Annotated in this window: 31 protein-coding genes; 19 read left to right on the top strand and 12 right to left on the bottom strand. The window is 34.1% G+C overall.

Features of this window, described 5'->3' with window-relative positions:
• Positions 1-57 precede the first annotated feature (57 nt).
• Entirely contained in the window at positions 58-642 is a 585-nt protein-coding gene (locus ACJJVT_RS18130; RefSeq protein ID WP_405400596.1) for a DUF3332 domain-containing protein, read from the top strand.
• A 73-nt stretch (positions 643-715) separates the two neighbouring features.
• On the opposite strand, the gene ahcY is transcribed toward ACJJVT_RS18130, so the two are convergent.
• Positions 716-2032 carry an adenosylhomocysteinase gene (ahcY, locus tag ACJJVT_RS18135; RefSeq protein WP_405400598.1) on the bottom strand — a complete coding sequence of 439 codons (1317 nt, stop codon included), beginning with the start codon at positions 2030-2032 and terminating at the stop codon, positions 716-718.
• A gap of 82 nt (positions 2033-2114) precedes the next feature.
• Here ahcY and ACJJVT_RS18140 point away from each other — a divergent pair, with 82 nt between their 5' ends.
• The 9 genes from ACJJVT_RS18140 to ACJJVT_RS18180 all read left to right on the top strand — a co-directional run bounded on the left by ACJJVT_RS18140 (position 2115) and on the right by ACJJVT_RS18180 (position 9152).
• On the top strand, positions 2115-2753 hold the full coding sequence (locus tag ACJJVT_RS18140) for a 4'-phosphopantetheinyl transferase family protein (protein ID WP_405400599.1): 639 nt from the start codon (positions 2115-2117) through the stop codon (positions 2751-2753).
• A 22-nt stretch (positions 2754-2775) separates the two neighbouring features.
• A complete protein-coding gene (locus ACJJVT_RS18145; protein WP_133688374.1) occupies positions 2776-3036 on the top strand; it encodes a thiamine-binding protein in 261 nt (86 codons plus the stop codon).
• Complete coding sequence (pnuC, locus tag ACJJVT_RS18150; RefSeq protein ID WP_405400600.1) at positions 3020-3652, top strand: nicotinamide riboside transporter PnuC; 633 nt, start codon at positions 3020-3022, stop codon at positions 3650-3652. Before ACJJVT_RS18145 ends, pnuC begins: the two co-directional genes overlap by 17 nt.
• Positions 3613-4176 (top strand): AAA family ATPase, encoded by a 564-nt coding sequence (locus tag ACJJVT_RS18155; protein ID WP_405400601.1) that lies wholly within the window; start codon positions 3613-3615, stop codon positions 4174-4176. The genes pnuC and ACJJVT_RS18155 overlap by 40 nt, the downstream gene beginning before the upstream one ends.
• Positions 4173-5711, top strand: coding sequence for a DUF4301 family protein (locus ACJJVT_RS18160; RefSeq protein WP_405400603.1), 1539 nt, complete (start codon positions 4173-4175; stop codon positions 5709-5711). Before ACJJVT_RS18155 ends, ACJJVT_RS18160 begins: the two co-directional genes overlap by 4 nt.
• 206 nt (positions 5712-5917) lie before the next feature.
• Complete coding sequence (locus tag ACJJVT_RS18165; protein WP_405400605.1) at positions 5918-6220, top strand: hypothetical protein; 303 nt, start codon at positions 5918-5920, stop codon at positions 6218-6220.
• A gap of 153 nt (positions 6221-6373) precedes the next feature.
• Positions 6374-6679 (top strand): hypothetical protein, encoded by a 306-nt coding sequence (locus ACJJVT_RS18170; protein ID WP_405400606.1) that lies wholly within the window; start codon positions 6374-6376, stop codon positions 6677-6679.
• Between the two features lie 617 nt (positions 6680-7296).
• The gene (locus ACJJVT_RS18175) at positions 7297-7614 is read left to right on the top strand and encodes a hypothetical protein (RefSeq protein WP_405400607.1); all 318 of its coding nucleotides are present in this window, start codon (positions 7297-7299) and stop codon (positions 7612-7614) included.
• 179 nt (positions 7615-7793) lie between these two features.
• Positions 7794-9152 carry a sigma-54-dependent transcriptional regulator gene (locus ACJJVT_RS18180; RefSeq protein WP_405400608.1) on the top strand — a complete coding sequence of 453 codons (1359 nt, stop codon included), beginning with the start codon at positions 7794-7796 and terminating at the stop codon, positions 9150-9152.
• A 15-nt stretch (positions 9153-9167) separates the two neighbouring features.
• Here the strand turns inward: ACJJVT_RS18180 and ACJJVT_RS18185 are convergent, their stop codons facing one another.
• The 5 genes from ACJJVT_RS18185 to ACJJVT_RS18205 all read right to left on the bottom strand — a co-directional run bounded on the left by ACJJVT_RS18185 (position 9168) and on the right by ACJJVT_RS18205 (position 13571).
• The gene (locus ACJJVT_RS18185; protein WP_405400609.1) at positions 9168-9752 is read right to left on the bottom strand and encodes a hypothetical protein; all 585 of its coding nucleotides are present in this window, start codon (positions 9750-9752) and stop codon (positions 9168-9170) included.
• On the bottom strand, positions 9742-10209 hold the full coding sequence (locus ACJJVT_RS18190) for an RNA polymerase sigma factor (protein WP_405400610.1): 468 nt from the start codon (positions 10207-10209) through the stop codon (positions 9742-9744). The genes ACJJVT_RS18185 and ACJJVT_RS18190 overlap by 11 nt, the downstream gene beginning before the upstream one ends.
• Positions 10210-10211: 2 nt before the next feature.
• Positions 10212-10730, bottom strand: a complete 519-nt coding sequence (locus ACJJVT_RS18195) for an alpha/beta hydrolase (protein ID WP_405400611.1) — start codon at positions 10728-10730, stop codon at positions 10212-10214.
• Positions 10731-10741: 11 nt separating this feature from the next.
• Positions 10742-11056, bottom strand: coding sequence for an alpha/beta fold hydrolase (locus ACJJVT_RS18200; protein WP_405400612.1), 315 nt, complete (start codon positions 11054-11056; stop codon positions 10742-10744).
• 88 nt (positions 11057-11144) lie between these two features.
• Positions 11145-13571 carry a hybrid sensor histidine kinase/response regulator gene (locus tag ACJJVT_RS18205; protein WP_405400614.1) on the bottom strand — a complete coding sequence of 809 codons (2427 nt, stop codon included), beginning with the start codon at positions 13569-13571 and terminating at the stop codon, positions 11145-11147.
• A gap of 368 nt (positions 13572-13939) precedes the next feature.
• On the opposite strand from ACJJVT_RS18205, the gene ACJJVT_RS18210 reads away from it, so the two are divergent.
• Together ACJJVT_RS18210 and ACJJVT_RS18215 are read left to right on the top strand one after the other, a co-directional pair.
• Positions 13940-16102 (top strand): TonB-dependent receptor, encoded by a 2163-nt coding sequence (locus ACJJVT_RS18210; protein WP_405400616.1) that lies wholly within the window; start codon positions 13940-13942, stop codon positions 16100-16102.
• A gap of 103 nt (positions 16103-16205) precedes the next feature.
• Complete coding sequence (locus tag ACJJVT_RS18215) at positions 16206-16871, top strand: hydrolase (RefSeq protein WP_405400617.1); 666 nt, start codon at positions 16206-16208, stop codon at positions 16869-16871.
• A 3-nt stretch (positions 16872-16874) separates the two neighbouring features.
• Here the strand turns inward: ACJJVT_RS18215 and ACJJVT_RS18220 are convergent, their stop codons facing one another.
• On the bottom strand, positions 16875-17312 hold the full coding sequence (locus tag ACJJVT_RS18220) for a hypothetical protein (protein WP_405400618.1): 438 nt from the start codon (positions 17310-17312) through the stop codon (positions 16875-16877).
• A gap of 132 nt (positions 17313-17444) precedes the next feature.
• Here ACJJVT_RS18220 and greA point away from each other — a divergent pair, with 132 nt between their 5' ends.
• Together greA and ACJJVT_RS18230 are read left to right on the top strand one after the other, a co-directional pair.
• Complete coding sequence (gene greA / locus ACJJVT_RS18225; protein ID WP_405400620.1) at positions 17445-17921, top strand: transcription elongation factor GreA; 477 nt, start codon at positions 17445-17447, stop codon at positions 17919-17921.
• Positions 17922-17997: 76 nt separating this feature from the next.
• On the top strand, positions 17998-18390 hold the full coding sequence (locus ACJJVT_RS18230; protein ID WP_405400621.1) for an HIT family protein: 393 nt from the start codon (positions 17998-18000) through the stop codon (positions 18388-18390).
• Here ACJJVT_RS18230 and ACJJVT_RS18235 read toward each other — a convergent pair.
• The gene (locus ACJJVT_RS18235; RefSeq protein ID WP_405400623.1) at positions 18377-18733 is read right to left on the bottom strand and encodes a hypothetical protein; all 357 of its coding nucleotides are present in this window, start codon (positions 18731-18733) and stop codon (positions 18377-18379) included. The two genes, ACJJVT_RS18230 and ACJJVT_RS18235, sit on opposite strands and share 14 nt — an antisense overlap.
• Positions 18734-18735: 2 nt before the next feature.
• Complete coding sequence (locus ACJJVT_RS18240; RefSeq protein WP_405400625.1) at positions 18736-19884, bottom strand: sensor histidine kinase; 1149 nt, start codon at positions 19882-19884, stop codon at positions 18736-18738.
• Between the two features lie 126 nt (positions 19885-20010).
• On the opposite strand from ACJJVT_RS18240, the gene ACJJVT_RS18245 reads away from it, so the two are divergent.
• Together ACJJVT_RS18245 and aat are read left to right on the top strand one after the other, a co-directional pair.
• A complete protein-coding gene (locus tag ACJJVT_RS18245) occupies positions 20011-20388 on the top strand; it encodes a DUF3127 domain-containing protein (RefSeq protein ID WP_299321835.1) in 378 nt (125 codons plus the stop codon).
• 133 nt (positions 20389-20521) lie between these two features.
• Entirely contained in the window at positions 20522-21154 is a 633-nt protein-coding gene (gene aat / locus ACJJVT_RS18250) for a leucyl/phenylalanyl-tRNA--protein transferase (protein WP_405400627.1), read from the top strand.
• Here aat and ACJJVT_RS18255 read toward each other — a convergent pair.
• The 3 genes from ACJJVT_RS18255 to ACJJVT_RS18265 are packed head-to-tail and all read right to left on the bottom strand — an operon-like array spanning position 21146 to position 22991.
• A complete protein-coding gene (locus ACJJVT_RS18255; RefSeq protein WP_405400629.1) occupies positions 21146-21838 on the bottom strand; it encodes a DUF2490 domain-containing protein in 693 nt (230 codons plus the stop codon). The two genes, aat and ACJJVT_RS18255, sit on opposite strands and share 9 nt — an antisense overlap.
• Entirely contained in the window at positions 21819-22406 is a 588-nt protein-coding gene (locus tag ACJJVT_RS18260; RefSeq protein ID WP_405400631.1) for a hypothetical protein, read from the bottom strand. Before ACJJVT_RS18260 ends, ACJJVT_RS18255 begins: the two co-directional genes overlap by 20 nt.
• Positions 22407-22427: 21 nt before the next feature.
• Positions 22428-22991, bottom strand: a complete 564-nt coding sequence (locus ACJJVT_RS18265) for a DNA-3-methyladenine glycosylase I (RefSeq protein WP_405400633.1) — start codon at positions 22989-22991, stop codon at positions 22428-22430.
• A gap of 222 nt (positions 22992-23213) precedes the next feature.
• Here ACJJVT_RS18265 and ACJJVT_RS18270 point away from each other — a divergent pair, with 222 nt between their 5' ends.
• Genes ACJJVT_RS18270 through ACJJVT_RS18280 form a run of 3 tightly spaced genes read left to right on the top strand, consistent with a single transcriptional unit; the run spans position 23214 to position 26920 of the window.
• Positions 23214-23900 (top strand): TetR/AcrR family transcriptional regulator, encoded by a 687-nt coding sequence (locus ACJJVT_RS18270; protein ID WP_405400634.1) that lies wholly within the window; start codon positions 23214-23216, stop codon positions 23898-23900.
• A complete protein-coding gene (locus ACJJVT_RS18275) occupies positions 23893-25575 on the top strand; it encodes a peptidase domain-containing ABC transporter (protein WP_405400636.1) in 1683 nt (560 codons plus the stop codon). The genes ACJJVT_RS18270 and ACJJVT_RS18275 overlap by 8 nt, the downstream gene beginning before the upstream one ends.
• Positions 25568-26920, top strand: coding sequence for an HlyD family secretion protein (locus ACJJVT_RS18280; protein ID WP_299321884.1), 1353 nt, complete (start codon positions 25568-25570; stop codon positions 26918-26920). Before ACJJVT_RS18275 ends, ACJJVT_RS18280 begins: the two co-directional genes overlap by 8 nt.
• The last annotated feature ends 2 nt before the right edge of the window (positions 26921-26922 follow it).

Consider the following 26922-nt stretch of genomic DNA (forward strand, 5'->3'; position numbering starts at 1 on the left):
TATTTTCATGAAGGGTTAATTTATAAATTAATCTCGTAATCTAAAACAAATCATATCATGAAAAAATCAATTATCTGTGTTGCAATGGCGAGTACATTATTATTCTCTAGTTGCTTAGGATCTTTTAGCGCGTTCAATAATTTAAAAGACTGGAACCAAGGTTTGTCTGATAGTAAGTTTGTAAACAACGTGGTATTTTGGGGCTTAAATATAATTCCGGTATACGGGTTATTCTTTATAGGAGATGCTATTATTTTTAATGTAATAGAGTTTTGGGGCGGGTCTAACCCAATTGCGATGGAAGAAGGAGAGTCGGAGACTCAAATGGTAGAAAGAGATGGAAATACCTTTGAAATGACCGCAACAAAGAATAGAATGCAGGTGACTGTTGTTGACGGACCTAAAAAAGGAAAGAAAATAGATTTAGTTTATAAGCCAAGCGAAAAGTCTTGGAACGCTGTAAGACCTAATGGAGAAATTATTAAATTATCATCTTTTGAAGAAGGTTTTTATATCGTTTATATGCCAAACGGAAAAGAGGTTAAAATTAATCCGTTAAGCTCTAAAGAAGAAGGGTTGGCTCAGATTAAAGAGCAAACAGATTGTTATTACTTAGAAGGTATGTTGGCAGAAAATAACTAATCCGAAGAAAGTATAAAGCATAAAAAAAGTCCTGATTTTCATCAGGACTTTTTTAGTTTCTAAAACCAATGTTTTAGTATCTGTAGTATTCAGGTTTGAAAGGACCTTCAACTGTAACACCGATATAATCGGCTTGGTAATCTTTTAACTCTGTAAGTTCAGCTCCTAAACGAGATAAGTGAAGTTTTGCAACCTTCTCATCTAAATGCTTAGGTAACATGTAAACATCATTCTTGTAGTTGGCACTGTTTTTCCAAAGCTCTATTTGAGCTAGTGTTTGGTTGGTGAATGAATTACTCATTACAAAACTAGGGTGCCCAGTTGCACAACCTAAGTTTACCAATCTACCTTCAGCCAAAATGATTAAATCTTTACCGTTAATAGTATATTTATCAACTTGTGGCTTAATTTCATCTTTAGTATTACCGTGGTTTTTGTTCAACCAAGCCATATCTATTTCATTGTCAAAATGACCAATATTACAAACGATAGCTTTATCCTTTAGGGCTTCAAAATGTTCAGCTCTAATAATATCTTTATTCCCGGTAGTTGTAATTACGATATCAGCGTTACCAATAACCGTTTCTAATTTTTTAACCTCAAATCCGTCCATACAAGCTTGTAATGCACAAATTGGGTCAATTTCAGTAACGGTAACAATAGAACCAGCACCTTTAAAAGAAGCTGCTGTACCTTTACCAACATCTCCGTAACCTGCAACAACTACACGCTTACCTGCAAGCATAGTATCTGTAGCTCTACGTATAGCATCAACAGCACTTTCGCGACATCCGTATTTGTTATCGAATTTAGATTTAGTAACCGAATCATTAACGTTTATAGCAGGCATAGGTAAAGTTCCTTTCTTTACACGCTCGTATAAACGGTGAACACCTGTAGTGGTTTCTTCAGAAAGACCTTTGATTTCTCCGGCCATTTCCGGGTATTTATCTAATACCATATTGGTAAGATCACCACCATCATCTAAGATCATGTTGAGTGGTTTTCTGTCTTCACCAAAGAATAATGTTTGTTCGATACACCAATCAAACTCCTCTTCGTTCATTCCTTTCCAAGCATAAACAGGTACGCCTGTAGCTGCAATAGCTGCAGCAGCTTGATCTTGAGTAGAAAATATGTTACACGAGCTCCAAGTTACATCAGCACCAAGGGCAGTCAATGTTTCGATAAGTACAGCAGTTTGTATCGTCATATGAAGACAACCTGCAATGCGAGCACCTTTTAAAGGCTGCTCATTTTTGTACTCTTCTCTTAGTGCCATTAAACCTGGCATTTCAGCTTCTGCTAATTCGATTTCTTTTCTTCCCCAATCAGCAAGGGATATATCCTTAACCTTATAAGGCACATACGGAATAGTTTTCGTGCTCATATCTTTATTATTTTATACTTTCGTTAATCTGTGTACAGCAATTTTTAATTCGTGCAAAGGTACGAATAACACTAAGAATCCCATGCCGCTTTACAAAACTATAACAGTAAATGAAGAAACCTCCTTAGCAATTTGGAAGGTTGAAGAGACAGAAGAAAACCTTTGGACAGGTATTGAGCTTACACCCTATTGTCAAAATCGATTTGACGGAATGAAATCTGAACTCCATCGTAAGGCATTCTTGAGTATTAGGCACTTACTTGCTAAATATGATTATACAGATGCTGATCTAATCTATGATGAAAACGGAAAACCCCATTTAAAAGATGGAAAGTTGATATCGATTACGCATTCTCATAATTTTACGGGTATCATCATCAGTTCAGCTGAACATGTAGGTATTGATATTGAAATGCAGCGGGATAAGATTTTGAGAATAGCACATAAATTCACTCCGTTTGAAGAGTATAAAACATTGGCAAATACTGCAGCAGTAGTTAGAAAGTTGACCATTGTATGGGGAGCTAAAGAATCGCTTTATAAAATATATGGTCATAGGGGCGTTAGTTTCTTGCATCATATTAATGTGCAAGACTTTAAATTCGCAGCTAACAATACAACCGCTCAGATTATTTTCGAAGGAAATTTATCGAACTATAAGATCAGGTTTTTAGAATTTGAAGAGTTTACCTGCGTTTACGCTACAAGAGATAAAGAATAGAATAAAATATAGCATACTATATATGGATATATCAGTTGAATTGACCTTTTCGCCATTGCAAGACGATTTTGAACAGCACATTATAAACTTTATTAAAAAACTGCGTGAATGTGGCTTAACCGTTTTAGAGAATCCGTTAAGCACGCAAGTATTTGGTTCTTATGATGAAGTAATGAACGTGTTGAATACCGAAATTAAAATAGCATTTGAGTTGATGGACCGCGGACTCTTATTCATGAAAATAGTTAAATCTGATAGAAGCGACTATGAGCCCCATTTTTGATTATCTCTTTGGTCAATATTCCGATTATGATACCTTAGATATTATTCTAGAAATTGTAGCGGTCATTTTCGGGCTGTTATCGGTATGGTTTTCCAAACAGAATAAGATTTTGGTGTACCCAACCGGGTTGGTAAGTACTTCGATATTTGTCTATCTTTTATTAAAATGGGGCTTATTAGGCGATATGATGATCAATGCCTACTATTTTATAATGAGTTTGTATGGTTGGTATATATGGACAAGAAAAGTAGATGCAGAACATTACACACCGATAACAAGAGTAACCAGAAAAGAAAATATCACCTCAGTTTTCATTTTCATAGGTACGATCATTTTTGTTTTTACCGTGTATCAAGTATTTGATAAATGGAATAGTTGGACGGCTTATGTTGATACCATAACAACAGCTGTATTTTTTGTGGGTATGTGGCTGATGGCCAAGAGGAAAGTAGAAAATTGGATATATTGGATCATTGGAGATTTAATATCGATCCCGTTGTACTTTTATAAAGGATTTACGTTTACTAGTTTTCAGTATCTCATTTTTACAATATTGGCCTTTTACGGGTATAATGCATGGAAGAAAAATACAGACAAGAACCTTCAGACGTCTTAAAAGTGGTTCTTTTCGGACCAGAATCTACAGGTAAGACAACCTTGTCAGAACAATTGGCAAGGCACTACCATACCGTTTGGGTGCCCGAATATGCCAGAGATTATCTACAGGATAAATGGAATAATGAGCGAAAAACATGTGAACCTCATGATTTGTTACCTATTGCAGCAGGGCAAATGGCATTAGAAAACAAGTTGGCGAAAAAGGCGACCGACATTCTTATCTGCGACACTGATCTTTTAGAAACTAAAGTATATTCAGAGGCATATTACATTGGTGATTGTGATCCAATATTAGAAAAGTATGCTTTAGAAAATACCTATGATCTTTATTTGCTGACTTATATAGATATCCCATGGGAAGCTGACGACCTAAGAGATAAGCCAAATGAAAGAGAAAAAATGTTCAATTATTTTAAAGATACTTTAGAAAAATACGGCAAAAATTTTATTACCTTGAAGGGGAACAAAAAACAACGTTTAGAAAAAGCCATTAACCATATAGATACCTTATTACATAAATGATTGAACTTACAGATAAAGATATTAAGCAATTAGCAGAAAAAGGAATTTCAAAAGAGCAAATGTTGAGTCATATCAACACCTTTAAAGAAGGCATACCTTTTGTAAAACTAGAGAATGCAGCCGTTATCGGTAATGGTATTCTAAAATTCTCTGAAGCTGAAGAGAAAGAGCTTATTTCGTTTTATGATTCAAAATTAAAAGATCTTGATATTTTAAAGTTTGTACCAGCTAGTGGTGCAGCATCAAGAATGTTTAAAGCGTTATTTAGTTTTTTAGGTGCTTATAGCCCAAGTGAAGAAACTTTAGAAGCTTATTTGACTAGAACTAATGATAAAGATATTAAGAAGTTCTCTGAAGGATTAGAGCGCTTTCCGTTTTACCAAAAGGTGATGGATAGAATAGCTGTGAAATCTGAGGCTCAGGGAGAAAAGGTTTTTAGTTTTATCGCTGAACTATTAGGTGAGAACGCCCTGAACTACGGTTTTTTTCCAAAGGGATTATTACCATTTCATAAATATGAGTCTTCTGCAGCCACTCCTTTTGAAGAACATTTAAAAGAAGGAGCTCTTTATGCAGGCTCTAACGGAAAAGCTAATTTACATTTTACGATATCAGAACAGCATGAAGAAATGTTTGGTGAAGAGTTCAAAGCCTCTGGACCAAAAGTTTCTGCAGATACCGGTATTACATATAACGTAGACTATTCTTTTCAAAAACCATCTACAGATACCTTGGCGGTAGATATGGATAATAACCCATTTAGAAATGAAGATGGTTCTGTGTTGTTTAGACCAGGTGGTCATGGTGCATTGATTCAGAATTTAAATGAGCAGGATGCCGATGTTATTTTTATAAAGAATATTGATAACGTTGCCGTAATGAAAGATGCTAAGGCGGTTGCCGATAGTAAAAAGGTTTTGGCAGGTGTACTTCTAAAAGAGCAAGAAAAAGCATTCGAGTATGCTGCATTACTCGATAAGGGCGATGTAGATGATGCGCAGATCGAAGAAATCAGAAACTTTTTGGTAACAAACTTAAACGTTCGTTTCTCAGATGACTTTGATTCAAAATCTAACAGCGAAAAAATATCCGTACTAAAGGATAAGATTAATAGACCTATTCGTATTTGTGGTATGGTTAAGAATGAAGGTGAGCCAGGTGGTGGTCCTTTTTGGGTGACCAATGGTAAAGGTGAAGTTTCTTTACAGATTATAGAATCTGCCCAAATAGATATGGATAATAAACAACAGGCAGATCTTCTAAAGAATTCTACGCACTTTAATCCCGTAGATTTGGTTTGTGCTGTTCGTAATTATAAAGGTGAGAAATACGACCTATTAAAGTTTGTTGATGAAAAGCAAGGTTTTATTACAGGTAAAACCAAAGACGGTAAAGAATTAAAGGCTCTTGAACTTCCGGGATTATGGAACGGAGCTATGGCATTTTGGAATACAATCTTTGTAGAAGTGCCATTAGTAACCTTTAATCCTGTAAAAAGTGTGGTGGATCTTTTGAAAGATTCGCATCAGGCTTAAATAATAACATATAGTATAGTATAAAAAAGTGTGTAGTTTCTACACACTTTTTTCGTTTACACACATTTTTACCCACAGTTCAAAATGCCTATATAAATGTAATTATTTGATATAGAGTATTTTGCGTGTTATTGATGGGTGTATTTTTTAGTGGCACAGTTTTCCTAATATACTTTACAAGAATGTTTAATTTAAAATATATAAAGATGAAAAAATTAGTTTTTGCCACAGCTTTAGCCATAGGTAGTTTAACAATAGGTACTGCCGCTACCCCAATTATATTTCATGATGGTATAATGGAAGATATCTTTTTACAAGACTATACAGAAGTAGCTGCTTCTGATTTACCGACACCAATTGTAAATGCATTAGCAACCGATTACGAGGGTGCAATGTTGAGTAAAGCGTACGTTGATGATGAAAATAATTATAAATTAGAAATTACTTCACAAGACGGAGTTTCTAGTGTGCTCTATGCAGATGCAGAGGGTAACTGGTTAGAAATGTAATAATTATAAGTTTGAATTAGTTGTTTATGAAAAGCTGCCTAGGCAGCTTTTTTACGTTTAAAATTTTAAAATTTCGTTAAGTGATAATCCATATGTAAGATTACTCCGTAAGTATTTTAAGATTTAGAGTTATTAACGATTAAAATTATTAGCATGAAAAATTACGCATTATTAGTATTCTTGACTTTCGGAATCATGTTTAACGCAGCAGCAAAAACTAGTTTTGACATAGTTGAAACAGTAGCTGTAGTTAAAGCGGCAGATGAATACGTAAAAATTAAATCGAGCGAATTAACACCACCGGTAATTGAAGAAATATTAAAGCAATACCCAACATCTAAACTTGGCGGAGCTTTTAAAAATGATAAAGGAGAATTCAAATTAATAATGGTACTTAAAAGCGGAACAAGAAAGACCGTATACATAGACCAGCACGGTAATTGGATCAATAAAAGATAGTCTGTTTTACGGACAGGAATAAAAAAAAACCGCTAAATGCGGTTTTTTTTTTATTTAAAATGTGACCTATCAGAAAATGTTGTGTCTAAATAAGTGAAGCAAGTTATGAAACAATGGTCACATTAGTATTTATTTTAGTCTTAAGCACAGTTTTGATTTTTTCATTAGGTGTAATATCAAAATTATGTTTGGAGAAATAAATAATTAAAATATCACTTTCGCGTAAACACTAACCGTTAACTATGAAAGTGCCACCAGATAATTGTATTTGAAATAATCCCCCGGATTAGCATTGCCCAATTTTAGTTGTTGTTGAATTGATTGAGGTGTTGATTTAAAATTTTAAGACAAGAGTTTGATAGGTGGTTTGAGGGGGGCTGCAATTTGCAGCTCCTTTTTTTTGTCTTCAATAGTGTTCTAAGGTTATTCTTCAGTGATAATTTAAATGAGTAAAAATTATACAATAGTAGACAGCGGGTACAACTTTACTCAGCTATCTAAAAGATTTTAAAACATAAATATCTGATAGTCAATTGTTTTGTGTGATTTCTTTTTGTGGCACTCTTTTTTCTTTGTTAATAGTATTGATATGTATTATTAACTTAAATATAGAAAAGATGAAGACTTTATTTTTATTAGGAGCAATGACAATAGGAGGTTTTGCAATGAATGCACAAGATGCATTAGTTTCAGAAAATGGAATACAGCATAACCAGGTAAATGAGATTTCAATAGCAACAGAAGATTTCGAAGAGATTTCGGTTGCAGAAGTACCACAGGCAGTAACAGATGCAGTATCTAAGAATTTTCCAACGGCAAATCTAGATAAGGCGTATACAAATGAAAAGAAACAATATAAGCTGGTATTATCTCTTGAAGACGGTACACAAGGTACGGTGTATGCAGATGAAGAAGGTAATTGGATAGATATGTAATTATAGAGAAACTTGTTTGTTCAAGTTGGTTTGGTCAAGGAAAGGATAGCTAAAGGCTATTCTTTCCTTTTTTTATGTGTTTTTTTTAAATGAATGCATAAAACCTTTATGATAATTTTAAAATACAAATAGTCGGCTTATGGTATTTTTACGTAGATACTACGAACACCAAACTATCTATGACTAAAATTCTAATTATTGAAGATGATACTTCATTCGCTCAAATGCTTCAAAAGTTTTTAGCAAGAAATAGTTATGATGTAGTATTAAGTCATACTGGGTTAGATGGCGAAAAACAATTAAAAGAACACGATTTTCAATTAGTAATTACAGACTTACGGTTACCAGACTATGACGGAATTAAATTGGTGTCTGAGTTAAAAGGAAAGATTCCTGTCATTGTAATGACAGGTTATGCAGAAGTTTCTACAGCTGTAAAAGCAATGAAAATGGGAGCTTACGATTATATTTCTAAACCTTTTACTCCGGATCAGATGCTATTGGTTATTGATGGTGCATTGAATTCAAAGCCGGTAGCTTCAAAAGAGAGTCCCGTAGAAATAATTGAAAATTCTAATGATAAAGTAGTCAATAAAGAGCGTGAAGTTCTTTCTGATGAGTTGGTGTTAAATAGCGAGGCAACCCAAAAATTAGAAGAGCATATTATTTTGGTTGCACCTACAGATATGTCAGTTTTAATTATTGGAGAAAGCGGTACAGGTAAAGAAGTTACAGCAAAAGCCATACACCAAAAAAGTACGAGAAAAGAAAAGGCGTTTATAGCACTTGATTGTGGGGCAATACCTAAAGAATTGGCCGCAAGTGAATTCTTCGGACATATAAAAGGAAGTTTCACTGGAGCAGTCGCCGATAAAGTCGGGAGTTTTGAAGCTGCCAACGGTGGTACTTTATTTTTAGATGAGGTAGGTAATCTGTCTTACGAAAATCAAATACAATTATTGAGAGCGTTACAAGAACGTAAAATAAAAAGGATAGGTAGTAATACTGAAATAGAGGTTGATGTTCGAATACTATCTGCCACAAATGAAGATTTAAAAGCTGCAGTTGAAAAAGGTACTTTTCGTGAAGATCTGTACCATCGATTAAATGAGTTTTCATTGCAAATACCTGCTTTAAAAAATAGGCACGGAGATTTATCAGTATTAGCTTCTCACTTTCTAAGGAAGTTCAATGAAAAATTGAACAAACAAATTGTTGATTTTTCTGATGAGGTTTGGGATATTTTCAATGCTTATCATTGGCCTGGTAATATTCGAGAATTACGGAATGTAATACAGCGCGCAGTACTGTTATCGACTTCAGATAAAGTGGAGGCAAAGGTATTACCGACGGAGTTGATGTGTCCGGTTTTAGAGACTGTGGAATTAGGGAGTCTTTCAAAAGCGGATTTCGAAAAAGAACAAATTGTAAATGCTTTAAAACGCACTAATTACAATAAATCTAAAGCAGCTAAATTACTTCAAGTAACTAGAAAAACGCTATATAATAGAATCAACTATTATGATTTAGATCTGTAGCTATTTCTTTTTTTTTTAGGTCTGCTGGCTTATGGTTTCAAATTTTTTAATAATGCTGTCCAATTTATTTTTTTCCTTTTTGATTACTATCGGTCTTAGGTAGAACCAATTAAATGCTATCCATAATAATGTTGCCAAATAAGCAATAATTGACCAAGGAAAAGGTATTAAAGATACATACTCATATATGTATAAGCAGAGTCCAATTGTTAAGGAAATAAAGAAGGTCTGAAGCATTTTGGTTTGTAAAAACTTCTGACGTTCATTAAGTTCTATTAAAGATTTTAAAAAATCACTATTACTTAAATTCTCATTAACTTTTATTAATTCGGGAATAAGTTGATTGTAAACAAATAGATAAGCTAGTATACCAAAAAGAGTGATAATTATACCAATTTTTGTAGTTATTAACTTTGGTTCAAAGTATAACCAAACAAAAATTATAAATGCAATTGTTGCAAACATGATAATGTTGATAGCAATTATTTTGGTTAAATACCTACGCTTAATTTTGCTAAATTTTGAAAATAATTCTTCTTTTTGAGGTGGTATTGTAGTTTGTTTAGACCATAATTCGCTTAAGTTTTTATCATTCATCATACGCTTTGAATTTTATTCTTAATTTTTCTTTGATTCTGTGAATTCTAACTCGAACATTGGTATTTGACAATCCCACTATAGTTGCGATATCTTCCTGTTGAATGTTTTCCAATTCAAGAGATATAATTATTCTATCAGTTTCTTGAAGTTCTGATATGCATTTGTATAAAAACTTAATCTTTGGTTCAATATCAGTTGTGTTTTCTTCTGAAACCTGTTTTGAGATTTCATCTTTTGAATAACGATGTTGCCGTTCGATTTGTCGCAAGCAAATATTCGATGCAATTCTAAAAATCCAAGTACTTATTTTTGCTTCGTTCCTAAATTCTGGAAGTTTTTTGAATACAATTATAAATGTTTCCTGAGCAAGATCTTTTGCTAAGTCATTGTCATTTACATAGCCCATGCATAAACGATAGATTCTTTGCCAGTACTTGTTGTAGATTTCTTCGAACACGTTTAATTGTTGTCTAAAAAATTAGCTAATTGACTAAAGTACCATTCTTTGTCATCATACATAATGAAGTGAAGTCCTTTATTGGCATATTGTAAATTTGTAGACTCGAGATTTTTATATTGATTTTCAATGGAAGGTTTAAAATTTTTAAAGTATGATTCTAGAAGAATTAAGCTAGGACATTTTATAGTTGCAATCTTCTTTCTTAAATCTGTATTTGAAAAATCGCAATACATTTCTGCAAAAGTCTGTCTGTTTGACTGTACACTCCAATTTAATACGGTTTCTGCCATTTCTGTATTTTGAATAAGTTGAGGTATTGTCATTTTTTGCATTTGAAAAAATTGTTCTTCTGATAATGCTGTAATCTGATGTATTGCAATTGAGCAATCAATGTTTTCTTGTTGTTTAAAATCAGGATTGGTTAATGCAGCTAAACATGGTAAGGCGTCTACAATAATTATTTTTTCAATAAGCTCTGGGTAGTCGGCAGCTAAAGCCATAGCCAAACCTCCGCCCATACTGTGTCCAATTAAAATTGTTTTTCTATATTCATTTCCTTGATGTAGTCAGCAATTCTATTTTTCCAATTTTCAAAGCTAGGATGAGGTTGCGCTTTAACATCAGCAAATCCTGCCATGGTTAAGGTGAAACAGGTGAATTCTTTTTCATAAATTTTCTTTGTTTCTGTCCAAACTTTTCCTGAGCTCGCAAAACCAGGTATAAAAAGAATTGATTGAATTCCATTTCCGCTTTTTTCCACTTCAAAAGGATAATCTGAAATTGTTTGCCCAAAAGTAGGTGTGAGAATTATTAAAAGGATGAGAGAGAATAGTTTGTTTTTCATTTTATAGTTTTAGCTCATTTATCTTTTAGATACGAGGAACTATAAAATGTTACAAAGGCTATTATAATTTTTATCGATTAGAACTAAATCATTTAATGATTTCAAGAAGTTTTTTAATCTCCCTTTGTAATTCTACGTTCTTTGCCTTGAGTTGTTGGTCAGAAATATCATCGCTATTCAATACTTCCAATTTTTCTAAAATAGGAATAGCATTTTTAACATCTAGCTGCCGGAACATCGGCAGCATTTTATGAGCTACTTTATTTACTTGTAAAATATCAAAAGCAGCCATTGCGTTACGAAGTAAAAGAGCATTCTCTTCGGTGTCTTTTTTGAAAATAAGTAACACTTCGTCAATAGCATTTTGGTCATCACCCAAAAACATTTTTAAGGAATTCAAGCTATATAGTTGCTGAGAATCAGTGGCTATACGAGTGTCCTTGGTAGGGATAATTTCATCCGCATTATTTAAAAGAACATGAAGTTTTTGTAGTAGGTCTGTTTTAGAAAAAGGCTTACGAATAAGATTAGAGAAACCTTGTTCAGTAAAATGTTCTAAAGTTAAATCGCGTCGCCCGGTCATTGCCAAAATCGGTTGATTGTTGAAATTTTTAAATTCGCCAGATTTCAGCTGATTAACTATTTCATAACCCGTAACCGTAGGCATTTCAATATCTGTCAAAACCACATCAAAATAGAAATTTTCATTAGGTTTATACTCGTTGAAGTCTGAAAATAGTCGAGCTTCAATTCCTTCAGACTTCAGCATTTCTCCAATAAGTTTTAAGAATGAAGTGTCGTCGTCGAATACAATCATTTTCAGATTCTTAAAACCAATAAATGGCTCTAAAACTTCTTCTAATTGTTCTCCAAACGCAACAGGTATTTGAAGTGTAAAGGTGCTTCCTTTAGCAAGTTCACTTTCCAGTAAAATAGAGCCTTCAAGCAGTTCTGTAAGCTTTTTTGTGATTGTAAGTCCTAATCCGTAACCACCATACTTTTTGTCGGTATCATTTTCTGCCTGTGTAAATTCTTTAAAAATGAGTTCTTGTTTTTCCTTTGAGATACCAATACCGGTATCTGTTATTTCAAAGCTTAAAATGTTGGCTTTAGTGATAGATCCAGTCAATGTAATCGTTCCCTTTTTAGTGAATTTATAGGCGTTACCTAATAAGTTTGAAATGATTTGACGTAAACGAAAAGCATCCGAAATAATAGGGTGTTTTAGAGAATCATCCAAATTCAAAATTAGCTTAATATGCTTGTTTTGGTATTGAGATGATATATTTCTAGCGCTTTCCTCTATCAGTTTATCCACCCTGAAAGTAGAATTTTTAGTAACCATTTTACCTGCTTCTAGCTGTGAGAAATCTAATAAATCATTTACTAGATTGTTAACATAAGCAGTAGCAGATTTAATATGGCTAATATGGCTAATATGTTCTTTGTTATCCTTTTGGTTGTCACTTTCTTCAATAATATTGGCGTAACCACTAATAGTATTTAAGGGAGTGCGTAAATCGTGACTAACAGTAGCAATTAATTGCTCTCTACTTTTTAATAGCGATTCTGAAAATGCCTTTTCTTTTTCAAGTTTTTCTCGGTATACGTTTGCTTTCCAAAAATCACGATTCAATATAAAAGTAAAAATAGCTACCACTAAAAAGCCAAGTATGGCAGCGATAACAGCGAGTCGAATACTCCGTTTTAATAGCGTTTCTTTTTTGATAGAAGTTACTATGCTGTTCATTACAATCTCTTGTTCAAAAGAAGAAAGTATAGACCGTAATTGCTGAGAGAGTTCAATATCGGTTCTATTAATCGTCGATTCGCGTACGGTCAAAGATTTTTCTTTTAAGGTGTTTTCTTGCTGCACATCTTTTAGTAGGTTTTTAGAAACTTGAACCACACTGTCTATAGTTTGTGCATTCTGTTGCGGGTTATTCTCTGTAGGCACATTGGCATTTAGATAGTCTGCCATTTTTTTAATAGCATCTTGTGCTTTGGGTGAAAGCTCATCAAGATTTGGAGCTAAATCTTGGGGTTTAATAATTCCCAAAGACTCTTCAAGTTTATCGAACTCTTTTAAGGCAGAATTAATCGCTGTACCCGTTTGGTCGCTCAATCTTATGGAGCGCATAGCATTAATATTCGTCACTTTCTTGCTTAAAAGTGAGCTAAGACTATCTAAAAGTCCGTGTTGATAGTCACTTTCCGTAAGCGTTTTTAACTCTTCAATATTGATGTAGATAGAGTCTATTTTGTTTTCGTAAGCCGTAAAATTAATTTTACTTTTTGTTTGTAGTGCTAGTTTAGACAAGCTTTCAGCTTCATACAGTTGCGCAAGAAAAGAGTTTGTTTTAAGTAGTTTATTGTCTTTTTCATCGGTCGTTTCTGTTGTAATATATTCTTGAACTTCAGTGTAGATGTAATATGAAGCTATAGCCCCTAGAATAATTAATAATAGGTAGCTAATGGTAATTTTAAGGGTGAATGTATTTTTTTGTGCTTTCATAAATAAGGTCAATGCGCTTGTTATACGTACGTTAAAACACAGATGTTAAGTTGTAAAATGGTGTTAATTAAACAGATTGTTATTTTTTTAAATTTCTTTATGAGAGATGAATTATGTGTATTACATTTGCGGCATCTCAAAGGGGTGCCGAGTTCTTTATTTAGAACAAAGCTGAGATTATACCCAAAGAACCTGGGCGGGTAATGCTGCCAAGGGATAATCCAAAAAGTTTATTTTAATTTTTTTGGAATAAGATGTAGTATGATCATTTTTGGTCATATGTAGTCTTTTGGAAATCGAGCGTAGTTGCTCAAAAATCAATTTTAACATTAGAATAATAGCCCCTTTTATTCGTAATTATTTTACGAATGAAACTATCTATTTTCACAATTGCGGCGTTTTTTGCGCTGAGTATGGGTGTCTGTGCCCAAGAACAGGAAACCGACTCTTTAGAGGGTAAAAAAGTAGTGTTGGACGAAGTGTTCGTCTCAGCGATTAGGGTAACCAAGAAATCTCCGGTTACATTTTCAAATCTTACAAAAGAGGATATCAAGCCTAGAAATTTAGGTCAAGACATTCCTGTTTTAATGAATTTTTTGCCATCTGTAGTAACAACGACCGATGCAGGTGCAGGAGTTGGTTACACGGGTATTCGCGTAAGAGGTAGCGATGCTACGCGTGTAAACGTAACCATTAACGGCATACCTTATAACGATGCAGAGTCGCAAGGTACCTTTTGGGTAAACATGCCAGATTTTGCTTCATCAACAGAGAGCTTGCAATTGCAACGTGGTGTAGGTACATCAACAAACGGTGCAGGTGCATTTGGGGCAAGTTTAAATGTGTTGACCGACGGATTCTCGCAAGATGCATACGGACAAATATCCACCTCAATTGGTAGCTACAGTACCTTAAGAAATAACCTAAAATTCAGCACGGGACTATTAAACGACCACGTTGAGATTTCTGGGAGGTTATCTAAAATTAAATCTGATGGATATATCGATAGAGCCCGCTCAGACTTAGATTCTTACTTTTTGCAAGGGGCGTACAAAGATGATAATACGCTCATTAAAGCAATAATATTCGGTGGTCATGAAGTTACGTATCAAGCATGGTATGGTATAGACGGTCAAACTTTACAGGACGATAGAACGTTTAATCCTTCAGGTATTTATACAGATTTAAATGGTAATACTCAATTTCATAATAACGAGGTAGATAATTATAAGCAAGATCATGCTCAAGTATTATGGAACGAGCAAATTTCAGATTTTTGGAGTACTAATGTCGCTTTACATTATACTAGAGGTAGAGGGTATTTTGAGCAATATAGAGAGGCAGATGACTTTTCGACCTATGGTTTTGAACCGATAATAGTTGATGGTAGTGAAGTAAATACCACAGACCTCATTAGAAGACGTTGGTTAGATAATGATTTTTACGGTACTGTATTTTCTGTAAATTATAAGAAAGACAAACTAGATTTAATTATTGGCGGTGGGTTAAATAAATACGAAGGTGATCATTTTGGTGAAGTTATTTGGGCTAGAGATGCAAGTAACAGTAGCTACCGAGATAGTTACTATGATGACAGTTCGTCTAAAATTGATTTTAATTTATATGCCAAAGAAAACATTCAAATTAATGATAAATGGTCATTATTTGCTGATATTCAATATAGAAGAGTAGTTTACAGAGCAAATGGAAACGAAACAGGTTTAGTAGATGATACCTTCAATTTCTTCAACCCTAAAGCAGGGGTTACATTCGATTTAAATGCGAATAATAATTTTTTCTTATATACAGGAATCGCAAGTAGAGAACCAAATCGAAATGACTATGAAAGTGGAAATCCTGTGCCAGAGAGATTAAATGATTTAGAATTAGGCTGGCGATACGTATCTGCCAATGTACAGGTAAATACCAACCTTTATTACATGAAATATAAAGATCAGTTAGTGGTTACGGGCGAGTTAAATGATGTTGGTGCGCCTTTAAGAGAGAATGTTGGTGATAGCTACAGATTTGGTTTAGAGATTGATGCCAATATTAAATTGGGCGATAAGTTTGCGGTTCGACCTAATATTGCAATCAGTGATAATAAAAACAAAGATTTCTTTATTGATAGAGATGGTCTATTACAAGGTTTAGGTGATACTAATATTGCATATTCGCCAGGTTTGGTAGCAGGTAATATTCTTAGTTATATGCCTTGTGATGCAATGAGTATTTCGCTGTATTCAAAGTTTGTTGGCGAACAGTATTTGAGTAATACAGAAACAGAAGCCTCAAAATTAGATTCTTATTTCACGAACGATTTCAACATTACTTATGAAATCAAAATGAATAATGTAGTGAAGTCGATTGTGTTTTCTGGTTTGGTAAATAATATCTTAAACGAGAAGTATGTATCTAATGGTTATACCTATTTAGATAGTTGGTCTACGCCAGGTAATACTTTTGAAGTTCAAGGCTATTATCCACAAGCGGGTACAAACTTTTTATTGGGAGCAACGATTAATTTTTAAAATAGAGGCTAAGGTAATCCGTTACAAATTTGTCTTAAATATTTACTTAAAACGTACGGCGCGTAGAAGAATAATCTAAATTAGAACTCTAATATACAGGGTTATGGAGCGCAATATTCCGGTTTTTGGTAGTAGGTTAAGAAATAACATTGTAACGGTGCCAGAAGTAATTTCGCAATGCTCGGGTATACGTGTCTTCGGGCAATCGATAAAGTCATTTCTGTTTAGTACAGATGTAGCGATTATAAGAAATACAAATGCCAATGCGATTATAGCGGTGTACCCTTTTACACCACAACCTATAATTTCTAATGCATTAATCCTAGCTGCCGACAAACCTATTTTTTGCGGAGTAGGTGGCGGATTAACAACCGGATTACGATCATTAGAATTAGCAATACATGCAGAATTTCAAGGTGCTTTAGGGGTAGTTTTAAATAAACCTACCCCTAATAGCCTTATAACTATGCTCAAAGAAAAAATTGACATACCAGTAACCATCACCGTAGTATCTGAAAAAGATGATTTCAAAGGAAGGTTAGCTGCAGGTGTTGATATTTTTAATGTATCAGGAGCAGGTAAAACAGGCGATATCATTAAAAGAATAAGAGATTTAGACGCCAATGTTGGTATCATTGCAACAGGTGGTAAAACTGAAGAAACTATAGTTCAAGCTATAGATGCTGGTGCAAATGCTATATCGTATACTCCGCCAAGTACGGGCGAATTATTCAAAGAAATAATGGACAGGTATCGGTCAGAAGAATAGTGCTTAGTTAGATATCACTACACTACCGCCACTAAAACTTGCGCGGTATTCTAGCATGTCATAATAACGATTTTCATCATCGGGTCTATTCAATAGTTGACCGGTAAATAAACTATACTCATAATCATCACATGAGCAGGTGGCAACTTGTCCGCTAAAAGACATCGTAGAGCAATCATTAGGAGCATGATTTGGGCAACTACCTTCAAAAGCTCTAAATTGATCAAAGCCAGAGTTGATAACAAAAACACCTCTCGTGCCAGCAAGATCACTATTAATATAAACAGCACTGCCAGTATTTGTAAGAGGACTGTAGGAAGGGAGATTTAAGTTAGCTTCAAAACGAAAACCTATTTCCTGTAAATACGGATTCCTGTTTGTGCCATCATTACTACAAGCGGTGATAATCAATAGAATTACGATGGTTAATCTCTTCATCATGCTTAAATTTAGTTTTAAAAAACTTCAGCAAATGTGCGTAAAAATTATGTATATTTGTGTTAAATCCTCGCTTAAAAAGCCGAATTAACAGGCAATTGCAGAGGATTTGTCTATTTATAAAACGAGGAAGTTATGAGTAACATATCATACTATACAGTCGAGGGGTTAAAAAAACTCAAGGCAGAACTAAATCATTTACGGGATATTGAGCGCCCAAAGGCGTCTCAAGCCATTGGAGAAGCAAGAGATAAAGGCGATTTGTCAGAAAATGCTGAATACGATGCTGCAAAAGAAGCGCAAGGTCTTTTAGAAATGAAAATTTCAAAAATGGAGAATACGGTTGCCAATGCACGTTTAATTGACGAGTCTCAATTAGATACTTCAAAGGTTTTGGTATTATCTACAGTGAAATTGAAAAACCAGAATAATGGCATGGAAATGTCTTATAAGTTAGTAGCCGAAAGTGAAGCTGATACAAAAACAGGAAAAATTTCTGTGAATTCACCAATTGGTAAGGGACTACTTGGTAAAAAGGTAGGGGATACTGCAGAGATAGCAGTGCCAAGCGGAGCTATTAAATTTGAAATTCTTGAAATTACAAGAGCTTAAATTTTTTAAATAACTATATTTAATCCTATCCTTATTAAAGGGTAGGATTTTTTATTACCACTAAATACGAATTACTATGCCGACAATATTTACTAAGATTATAAATGGTGAAATTCCATGTTTTAAAGTAGCCGAAGATGAAAATTTCTTAGCTTTTTTAGATATCAATCCCAATGCAAAAGGGCATACATTGTGTATACCTAAAAAAGAGGTCAATAAAATTTTAGATTTAGATGAAGAAACCTATTTGGGTTTAATGTCTTTTTCTAGAAAAGTAGGTAAGGCATTAGAGAAAACGGTTGATTGCAAACGTGTAGGTATGTCTGTTATAGGTTTAGAAGTACCACATGTACATGTTCATTTAATACCCCTAAATGAAATGAAAGATGCTACTTTTCAGCATAAAGTAAAATTGAGTAATGAAGAGCTTAGTGATCTGGCTAAAGCAATAGGTTCTAAAGTTGAATAGCGCCAGAAATAAACAAGTATACTACACCAGCTACTAAAGCTATAAGAATCAAAATAAGGCTATAAAAAAGCAATGTTGGTTTAGATGATTTTTTAGCGGGTATAGCTGTTTTTTGATAGTAGTTGAACATGCGTTCAATATCATCTGTCCAGGTTACTGGGTAAATAGTAGAATGGCAGGTATTGCAAACTAATTTATTGCTTAGTTCACCTGTAATTTTATGAAAGAAGCTACCATAAGTATGTTTTTGATAAAAAGTAAGATTTAAATCTTGATTAAAACATTCAGGACAGTTATTACTTAGATTGGCTTCCTTAATAACTTCTAATTTTTCCTTGGCCATAATTAGTGAGACACTTTTAAAGAAATTTGCATTATAGTTCCTTCTTTGCCAGATGATAACACCTTTATTTTTCCATCGTGGTATTCTTCCACAATTCGCTTAACCAAAGAAAGTCCTAAGCCCCAACCTCTCTTTTTAGAGGTAAAGCCGGGTGTAAAGATACTATTATAGTTGCTTTTAGAAATACCATGTCCGGTATCGGCTATTAAAATGTTCACAAATTTGTTGTCTTGCACAATTTCAATGGCAATACTACCCTTGCCTCTCATAGCATCGATTCCGTTTTTAACTAAATTTTCTATGGTCCAATTATATAACGAACTGTTCATCATAACTGGTAGGTGCTCCACCTTGGTGCTAAAAGAAAAGTGAATAAGTTTAGAGCTTCTTCGCTTTAAATAGTCAAATGCATCTCGGGTTTCTTTTACAATATCGCTTTCTTCAAGTTTGGGTAATGATCCAATTTTAGAAAAGCGCTCGGTTATGGTCTGTAATCGATCAATATCTTTCTCTATTTCTTTTGTAATACTAGGGTTGATATCTTCAGATTTCAGAAGTTCGTTCCATCCCAAAAGAGAAGAAAGTGGTGTGCCGATTTGGTGTGCAGTTTCTTTGGCCATACCCGCCCATAGTTTATTCTGCTCTGAAGCTTTATTCGTTTTAAAAAGAAAATAAATTACCGCTGCAAAAAGAAAAATAATAAGTAGTAAGGCAATTGGGTAAAATTTTAATTTGGTCAGAACATCTGAGTTGCCGTAATAAAGCGTTGCTAAATGTTCTCCTTGTTGGTCAATAGATATAGGTATGTTTTCGTTTTTGAATTTTCTAAGTTGGCTTTGAATATAGACCGAGTCTTTTGACTTGTTCGGCGGAAAATTGTTTACCCTGATCGATTTATCTTTATTGATAAGGATCATTGGAGTTGAGGTATTGTTTTGAAAAACTTTTAAATGAAGGCTTCCTAAATCTACGGTTTCAGAAGATTGTAAAAATTCTGATTGTGCAGTAGCCCAAATTTCCATTTTAAGGCGCTCTTCTTCCTTAAATTGTTTGAAAAAGCTATTGGTGTTCCATAAGATTAGACTCACTACTACGAAGGAGCCTATCAATAGAAAAATGTTGGAAATTTTGTTTTTAGGAATAAAGTTCATCCAATAGTTATCTAATACTAAAGATAACCCTAATTGTGAATAATTGTTGTGTTGTTATCGCTGTACCATGTTTTATTAACGCATCATTTTATGTATTTTTGAACTCTATTGTAAAAAGAGTTCAAGATGGAAATAGAAGGTAAAGTAAAATTGATAGGAGAAACTCAAACTTTTGGGTCTAATGGGTTTAGAAAAAGAGAGTTAGTTGTTACTACAGATGAGCAATATCCACAGCACATCATGGTAGAATTTGTTCAAGATAAATGTGATTTATTGAATAGCTATGGTGTAGGGCAAGATGTAAAAGTGAGCATTAACCTTAGAGGAAGAGAGTGGACAAACCCACAAGGTCAAGTAAAGTACTTTAACTCAATTCAAGGGTGGCGTATAGAAGGCGCATCTGCTGGAGCACCAGCTGGTGGTATGCCTCCGGTAGCACCAATGGAGGCTTTTGAGCCTGCAGATAATTTGAATGAAGAGGATCATGATGATCTTCCTTTCTAAGAATTAAAATGAAATTATATAAGGCGTTATGTCTTTATAGTAAGAAACTTGTTTAGCTTAAATAGTTAAACAAGTTTTTTTGTTTTATGACCTTTATTTATTTTGAACGAAAATTAAAAAGCCTCAGCTAGTCATGTATTTTTTGACCGATGAACTTATTTTTCCACCAGTAGATAATGCCAATGTAGAAGGTTTGTTGGCTGTGGGCGGTGACCTCTCTCCAGAACGATTGCTATTGGCGTACCAAAGCGGGATTTTCCCTTGGTTCGATAATGATTCTATTATATTATGGTGGAGTCCGGATCCTAGAATGATACTTTTTCCTGATCAAATAAAAATTTCAAAAAGCATGAAGAAAGTTATTCGTAACGATCAGTTTCGATTAACCAAAAACACCTGTTTTAAAGAAGTGTTAGAGTATTGCTCATCTGTGCCACGCGAAGGTCAAGATGGTACATGGATTACCGATGACATGAAAAACGCTTACATAGCATTACATGAAAAAGATATTGCAAAATCATATGAAGTTTGGGAGGGCGATACTTTAGTTGGTGGTTTATATGGGGTTGATTTAGGTGATGTATTTTGTGGAGAAAGTATGTTCAGCTTAACATCTAATGCATCGAAATTTGCTTTCATAAAACTAGCCGAAGAATTACAAGCTAAAAATTATAAGGTGATTGATTGCCAATTACATACGGATCATCTAGAAAGCATGGGCGCACAAGAAATACCAAGAAAAGAATTTATGAAGTTTTTAGATTGAGATAACCAGACTGTTTAAGAAAAAGAAAACATGTTCTGTATGCTCGGTATAATTCTCCATTCTAAACTGAACTCCTAATTGCGCTTTTAGGTGTTCTGAAATAGACCAGCCAATTTGTGAAGTCAGTCGTTGATCGTACATAGGTTTTATGCTTTTACCTATACTCAACAAAGATTCTGTAGTAGCGACTAAATAGGGTTCGCCAATATCCATTTTTAAACCTTTTAATGGAATATCTACGGCAAAACGATATCTAAAACGATGCACAAGATTAGAAGGTTGAATGCGTTGCTCAATTCTAAAACGGTTACCAAAACGAGCAATATTCGTTTTTTTAACGATATTAAATTGCTGGGTAAGCCTGAGTTCATTTTCCTTGTTGCTTTCAAATGCTTCTCTAAATCGGTATTGAATACCTAGACCTATACTCTTATATGGGTCAATTGTTAAAGAGGAAAAATGCGCAATTTCTATTTGCCGTATCGTTAGTTGAGACTTGTTATTATGGTACGTATAATTTCTGTTCGATAAAGAAAAGTTTTGTTTAAGTAATGGGGTTAGCTTATAGTTTAAAGCAACTTCAGGCTCCCAATACGCGGTTGTATTATTTTGCGATCGAGCGTAAGTAGCACCTAACAATAATACGGCTATAATGAACCGAAATTTAGTACAGAACGTGATCATAGTTTGGAGGAAGAGAAGTTCTTATTTTTTTGAAATTGCCGTCAGCATCGAATAGAATTTCATAATCTAAATACCCTTTATCTTTTTTACCGACAATAACAATTTCGTAGTTATTAGTAGGTAGAATAAGGTTTTGAAAAGCGTTCTTGAAAATTTCATCAACGTTATCATTATTTGAAGGATATTGCTGTTGAAGCCTCTTTATTCTATATTTTGTGAAATTATCATTCAAATATGCTACTATTTTGGCATACGTATCATTAGGTACATCTGTAGGTTTTATAAGAATTTCTATATCTTCTAATGTGCCTTCTTCATTGAATTCAATGCTGTACCAAAGCTTGGCTTTTTTAAGTTTAGCTTCATAACTAATTTTAGTACTGTCGGTCTCCTTATAGAATTTAATACGCTTAAAGTCCGCTACATTTTCATCAATGTTCGCGATAGCCAAAGCCGGAAATTGAGATTTAAGAATACGATACTCCCTTTCATATTTGTATTGAGAATGACCCAATTGAAAACAAAATAGACAAGCAGCGATTATTAATTTTATAAGATTATTTTTCATGTTAATTGAAATTGATTTATGCTATACTTGATTATACCTAAAACAATCTAATTGGTGATCGTTTACCATACCTGTTGCCTGCATGAATGCATAAATTATCGTGCTGCCTACAAATTTGAATCCGCGTTTTTTTAGGTCTTTACTAATAGTGTCAGAAATAGGAGTGTTAGCAGGAGCTTCTTTGTAATTAATTACTTCATTGGTAATAGGTTCATTGTTTACAAATTTCCAAATATAGTTGCTAAAGCTCCCAAATTCTTTTTGGATTTCTTGATATGCTATGGCATTGGTAACAGTTGCTCTAACTTTTAATTTGTTTCTGATAATCCCTTCATCCTGCAGTAAAGACAAGATTTTAGTTTCTGGATATTTTGCAATTTTCTTGTAATCAAAATGATCAAATGCAACTCTGAAATTCTCTCTTCTTTTTAAAATGGTGATCCAACTTAAACCAGCTTGAAACGTTTCTAGTACTAAAAATTCAAACAAAAGTTCATCATCTTTTACAGGAACACCCCATTCTTGATCGTGATAAGCTTCGTAAAGCGAATCGCCTTTGCACCAGCCACATCTATTAGGTTCCATAGTAGAATATTTAAGTAACAAAAGTATTGAAAATGAGTTGAAATACGATGTACTTGGGTGTGTTGAGATATGATATTTATGATTTAAATAGGATTGCAATTCTTGTTAAAAAGATTCATATGAGTTACAAATTAATTGTATAGAGTTCTTTATTAAATGTTAAACTATTATATGTTGATAGTATTACTATTATATTTGCAATCGAATTAATTTCAGTCGATTATGGATAGATTGCTGCAGAGTGTACAAATAAGAATCAATGAGAAGCTTTTTCTAAAAGACCCCGAATCTTCTGATTTGGGTAGAAAAATCATTGAAATCAGTATTCAGATGATTAACGAAATAGGCTTTGAGAACTTCACGTTTAAAAAGTTAGGTGTGCAAATAAAATCTAATGAAAGCTCTATTTATCGCTATTTTGAAAACAAGCATAAACTACTGGTGTATCTAACATCGTGGTATTGGGGTTGGATGGAGTATCAACTCGTATTTGCGACCAACAGCATAAAAAATCCGAAAGAGAAATTGCTGAAATCTATTTTAATTATCACACGAGAGGTAAAAGAAGATTCATCGTTTTCGCATATCAACGAGGTATTGTTGAATAAGATTGTAATCAACGAGTATTCAAAATCATATTTAACTAAAGAAGTAGATACCGAGAACAAAGAAGGATTTTACGCTATCTATAAGAGGTTAGTAGGGCGATTAGCTGAAATGATTTCTGAGGTTGACGCTGAATATGAATACCCTACCAGTTTAGCAAGTACTATTCTTGAGAATGGTTTGCATCAACATTATTTAAAAGAACATTTTCCATCACTAACAGACTGTACCAATAAGATAACGCCAACACAATACTTAACACATCTAGTGTTTAACACCCTAAATAATACGATACATGAATAAAAATATACTAACCGCCTGGCAGCGTTTTTTAGGTCTTTTAAAATTAGACAAGAAAGACATATTTCAGGTATTCTACTACGCCATATTCGCAGGTGTTGTCAATCTTTCTTTGCCTTTAGGTATACAGGCAATTATCAACTTAATGCAAGGTGCGCAAATAAGCTCATCATGGGTAGTATTGGTAATAGGGGTAACCGTAGGTGTGGCTTTTGTAGGTATTCTGCAATTAATGCAAATACGAATTATTGAAAATGTACAGCAAAAGATATTTACTAGGGCATCGTTCGAATTTGCGTATCGCTTCCCAAAGATAAAGATGAGCGAACTTCATAATTACTATCCGCCAGAATTGGCGAATCGATTTTTTGATACATTAACCATTCAGAAATCGTTGTCAAAGGTTTTAATAGATTTCCCTGCGGCGTTATTACAGATAGTTTTCGGCTTATTGCTGTTATCTTTTTATCATCCATTCTTCATTGTGTATGGTATGCTGTTGCTTTTGTTGATATACGTGGTTTTTAAGTTTACGGCACAACGAGGTTTAGATACTAGTCTAGATGAATCTAAGCGTAAATATAAAGTAGCGCACTGGCTTCAAGAGATTGCTCGTTCTATTGTTAGTTTCAAATTATCGGGTAAAACTTCACATGCATTAGATAAGAACGACACCTTGGTGGTTGAATATTTGAATGCGAGAGAAAGTCATTTTAGAGTGATTGTATTGCAATTTATACAGATGATTGGATTTAAAGTTTTGGTAACGGCTGGGCTTTTACTTATTGGTGGTTTACTGGTACTAAATCAAGAAATGAACATTGGGCAATTTGTAGCTGCAGAAATTATCATTCTTTTGGTGATTAACTCGGTAGAAAAATTGATTGTGGGGCTAGAAACATTTTATGATCTATTGACATCATTAGAGAAAATGGGTCAGGTAGTAGATAAAGAGTTAGAAACACAAGAAGGAGAAAAACCATTCTTGGAAAATCAAGCATTTACAGTAGAATTAAGCGATATTTCGTATAGTGTTCCTGAGCCAAAAAGAGAGATAATTTCTAATTTAAGTTTAACTATTTCACCCACTTGTACTATTCTTTTAAGGGGAAATAGTGGGTCTGGAAAGAATACTTTATTGAGACTTATTGCAGGGATTATTGAGCCAGATAGTGGCGGAGTTTATGTAAACGGAGTCTCTTTAAAAGGGATGAATTTAAATTACTATCGTTCACATCTCGGTCAATCATTGCCAGAAGAATCACCTTTCGAGGGAACTATTCTTCATAATATCACTTTCGGTGATAAAGAAACAACTAATGAGCAAGTGTATTGGGCGTTGGATAAAGTTGGACTTACAGATTTTGTCAAGAAACAACCAGAAGGATTAAATACAATTTTATATCCCGAAGGAAAACAGATTCCGCATACGGTATCTAAAAAAATTGTGCTGGCAAGAAGCATTGTTCGTAAACCTAAACTACTTATTCTAAAAGATCCATTAGATCAATTTAATAGTGAAGAGGCTGATCGGATTTTGAACTTTTTAAGTGATTCATCTAACGGGTGGGCATTACTTGTAGTAAGTGAAAACGATAAGTGGATTAAAAAATGTTCTCGAATTATAACGATGGACAAAGGACAGATTATTAACGAAATCTCAGGAAAAGATGCTTAATATATCTCATAAGAAATTAAACGAAAAGGTGTCGATTGAGCGATTTAAATCCGTTCAAAAAGTAAATCACCAAAGGCATTACAAGCATTTTAATCGCTTTTTGTTCGCTTTTGCAGTGGTAGGTGTAATTGTATTGTTTCTACCATGGACGCAAACGATTAATGCTAGAGGATTTTTGACTACGCTAACCCCTGGTCAAAGACCACAAACTATTCAATCTCAAATACCGGGTAGAATAGAAGAATGGTATGTACAAGAGGGTGATTATGTAAAAAAGGGCGATACCATCCTTTTTATATCAGAAGTAAAATCAGAATATTTTGATCCAGATTTAGTAGAAAGAACAGGACAGCAATTAAAGTCGAAAAATTCTTCTGTAACATCATATGGTGATAAAGTAAAGTCTTTAGATAATCAAGTTGCTGCACTTTTTAATGAAAGAAGGTTAAAGCTAGAACAGGCTAAAAACAAGTTGCTGCAATCAAAATTGAAAGCACAAAGTGATAGTATAGATTTTGAAGCTGCTAAAACCAATATTAAAATAGCAGAGCGCCAATACGAGCGTACGGCTCTTTTACAAAGTGAAGGTTTAAAGGCAGTAACCGATGTTGAAGAAAAAAGGTTGAAGCTTCAAGAGACTCAGGCAAAGTTACTTTCTCAAGAGAATAAACTGTTGGCGGCTAAAAATGAAATCATCAATGCAGAGGTAGAAATTAATAGTGTTCAAGCCTCATATACCGATAAGATTTCAAAGGCGCAGAGTGATAAGTTTACGGCAATGTCAAATCAGTTTGATTCTGAGGCGCAGGTAAGTAAATTAGAAAATGATTATACAAATTACCAAATGCGAAGTGCGCTACGTTACATTCGAGCGCCGCAAAATGGTTATATCAATAAAGTACTCACGGCAGGCATTGGCGAGACTTTTAAAGAAGGTACCCCGTTAGTAGGTATTATGCCGGCCGAGTATGATATGGCTGTAGAAACTTTTGTGAACCCTATAGATTTACCGTTGATCCATTTAGGGGAAACGGTAAGAATTCAGTTTGATGGTTGGCCTGCAATTGTATTTAGCGGTTGGCCAAATGCATCTTACGGTACATATGCCGGTAAGGTGGTGGCTATTGAAACCTTTATAAACCCGAATGGGAAATATCGAATATTATTGTCGCCTGATAAAGAAGATCAAGCATGGCCAGAAGCTTTACGTGTAGGTTCTGGTGCAAATACTATTGCTTTATTAGAAGATGTGCCAATCTGGTATGAACTATGGCGTCAGCTGAACGGATTCCCTGCCAATTATTACCAGCCAGAAGGGGCTCAAGATAAACCTGTAAAAAAATAACG

It is taken from the genome of Maribacter sp. Asnod2-G09 (assembly GCF_045063795.1).
Lineage (GTDB): Bacteria > Bacteroidota > Bacteroidia > Flavobacteriales > Flavobacteriaceae > Maribacter.

What these genes read in the sequence shown, in the direction of transcription:
- ACJJVT_RS18160 (WP_405400603.1), top strand. Translation starts at nt 4,173, where the DNA reads ATGATTGAACTTACAGATAAAGATATTAAGCAATTAGCAGAAAAAGGA.
- ACJJVT_RS18145 (WP_133688374.1), top strand. Translation starts at nt 2,776, where the DNA reads ATGGATATATCAGTTGAATTGACCTTTTCGCCATTGCAAGACGATTTT.
- ahcY (WP_405400598.1), bottom strand. Translation starts at nt 2,032, where the DNA reads ATGAGCACGAAAACTATTCCGTATGTGCCTTATAAGGTTAAGGATATA.
- pnuC (WP_405400600.1), top strand. Translation starts at nt 3,020, where the DNA reads ATGAGCCCCATTTTTGATTATCTCTTTGGTCAATATTCCGATTATGAT.
- ACJJVT_RS18175 (WP_405400607.1), top strand. Translation starts at nt 7,297, where the DNA reads ATGAAGACTTTATTTTTATTAGGAGCAATGACAATAGGAGGTTTTGCA.
- ACJJVT_RS18205 (WP_405400614.1), bottom strand. Translation starts at nt 13,571, where the DNA reads ATGAAAGCACAAAAAAATACATTCACCCTTAAAATTACCATTAGCTAC.
- aat (WP_405400627.1), top strand. Translation starts at nt 20,522, where the DNA reads ATGTATTTTTTGACCGATGAACTTATTTTTCCACCAGTAGATAATGCC.
- ACJJVT_RS18245 (WP_299321835.1), top strand. Translation starts at nt 20,011, where the DNA reads ATGGAAATAGAAGGTAAAGTAAAATTGATAGGAGAAACTCAAACTTTT.
- ACJJVT_RS18165 (WP_405400605.1), top strand. Translation starts at nt 5,918, where the DNA reads ATGAAAAAATTAGTTTTTGCCACAGCTTTAGCCATAGGTAGTTTAACA.
- ACJJVT_RS18155 (WP_405400601.1), top strand. Translation starts at nt 3,613, where the DNA reads ATGGAAGAAAAATACAGACAAGAACCTTCAGACGTCTTAAAAGTGGTT.
- ACJJVT_RS18210 (WP_405400616.1), top strand. Translation starts at nt 13,940, where the DNA reads ATGAAACTATCTATTTTCACAATTGCGGCGTTTTTTGCGCTGAGTATG.
- ACJJVT_RS18220 (WP_405400618.1), bottom strand. Translation starts at nt 17,312, where the DNA reads ATGATGAAGAGATTAACCATCGTAATTCTATTGATTATCACCGCTTGT.
- ACJJVT_RS18265 (WP_405400633.1), bottom strand. Translation starts at nt 22,991, where the DNA reads ATGGAACCTAATAGATGTGGCTGGTGCAAAGGCGATTCGCTTTACGAA.
- ACJJVT_RS18185 (WP_405400609.1), bottom strand. Translation starts at nt 9,752, where the DNA reads ATGATGAATGATAAAAACTTAAGCGAATTATGGTCTAAACAAACTACA.
- ACJJVT_RS18200 (WP_405400612.1), bottom strand. Translation starts at nt 11,056, where the DNA reads ATGAAAAACAAACTATTCTCTCTCATCCTTTTAATAATTCTCACACCT.
- ACJJVT_RS18240 (WP_405400625.1), bottom strand. Translation starts at nt 19,884, where the DNA reads ATGAACTTTATTCCTAAAAACAAAATTTCCAACATTTTTCTATTGATA.
- ACJJVT_RS18180 (WP_405400608.1), top strand. Translation starts at nt 7,794, where the DNA reads ATGACTAAAATTCTAATTATTGAAGATGATACTTCATTCGCTCAAATG.
- ACJJVT_RS18270 (WP_405400634.1), top strand. Translation starts at nt 23,214, where the DNA reads ATGGATAGATTGCTGCAGAGTGTACAAATAAGAATCAATGAGAAGCTT.
- greA (WP_405400620.1), top strand. Translation starts at nt 17,445, where the DNA reads ATGAGTAACATATCATACTATACAGTCGAGGGGTTAAAAAAACTCAAG.
- ACJJVT_RS18260 (WP_405400631.1), bottom strand. Translation starts at nt 22,406, where the DNA reads ATGAAAAATAATCTTATAAAATTAATAATCGCTGCTTGTCTATTTTGT.
- ACJJVT_RS18255 (WP_405400629.1), bottom strand. Translation starts at nt 21,838, where the DNA reads ATGATCACGTTCTGTACTAAATTTCGGTTCATTATAGCCGTATTATTG.
- ACJJVT_RS18170 (WP_405400606.1), top strand. Translation starts at nt 6,374, where the DNA reads ATGAAAAATTACGCATTATTAGTATTCTTGACTTTCGGAATCATGTTT.
- ACJJVT_RS18130 (WP_405400596.1), top strand. Translation starts at nt 58, where the DNA reads ATGAAAAAATCAATTATCTGTGTTGCAATGGCGAGTACATTATTATTC.
- ACJJVT_RS18230 (WP_405400621.1), top strand. Translation starts at nt 17,998, where the DNA reads ATGCCGACAATATTTACTAAGATTATAAATGGTGAAATTCCATGTTTT.
- ACJJVT_RS18280 (WP_299321884.1), top strand. Translation starts at nt 25,568, where the DNA reads ATGCTTAATATATCTCATAAGAAATTAAACGAAAAGGTGTCGATTGAG.
- ACJJVT_RS18275 (WP_405400636.1), top strand. Translation starts at nt 23,893, where the DNA reads ATGAATAAAAATATACTAACCGCCTGGCAGCGTTTTTTAGGTCTTTTA.
- ACJJVT_RS18235 (WP_405400623.1), bottom strand. Translation starts at nt 18,733, where the DNA reads ATGGCCAAGGAAAAATTAGAAGTTATTAAGGAAGCCAATCTAAGTAAT.
- ACJJVT_RS18195 (WP_405400611.1), bottom strand. Translation starts at nt 10,730, where the DNA reads ATGGGCGGAGGTTTGGCTATGGCTTTAGCTGCCGACTACCCAGAGCTT.
- ACJJVT_RS18215 (WP_405400617.1), top strand. Translation starts at nt 16,206, where the DNA reads ATGGAGCGCAATATTCCGGTTTTTGGTAGTAGGTTAAGAAATAACATT.
- ACJJVT_RS18140 (WP_405400599.1), top strand. Translation starts at nt 2,115, where the DNA reads ATGCCGCTTTACAAAACTATAACAGTAAATGAAGAAACCTCCTTAGCA.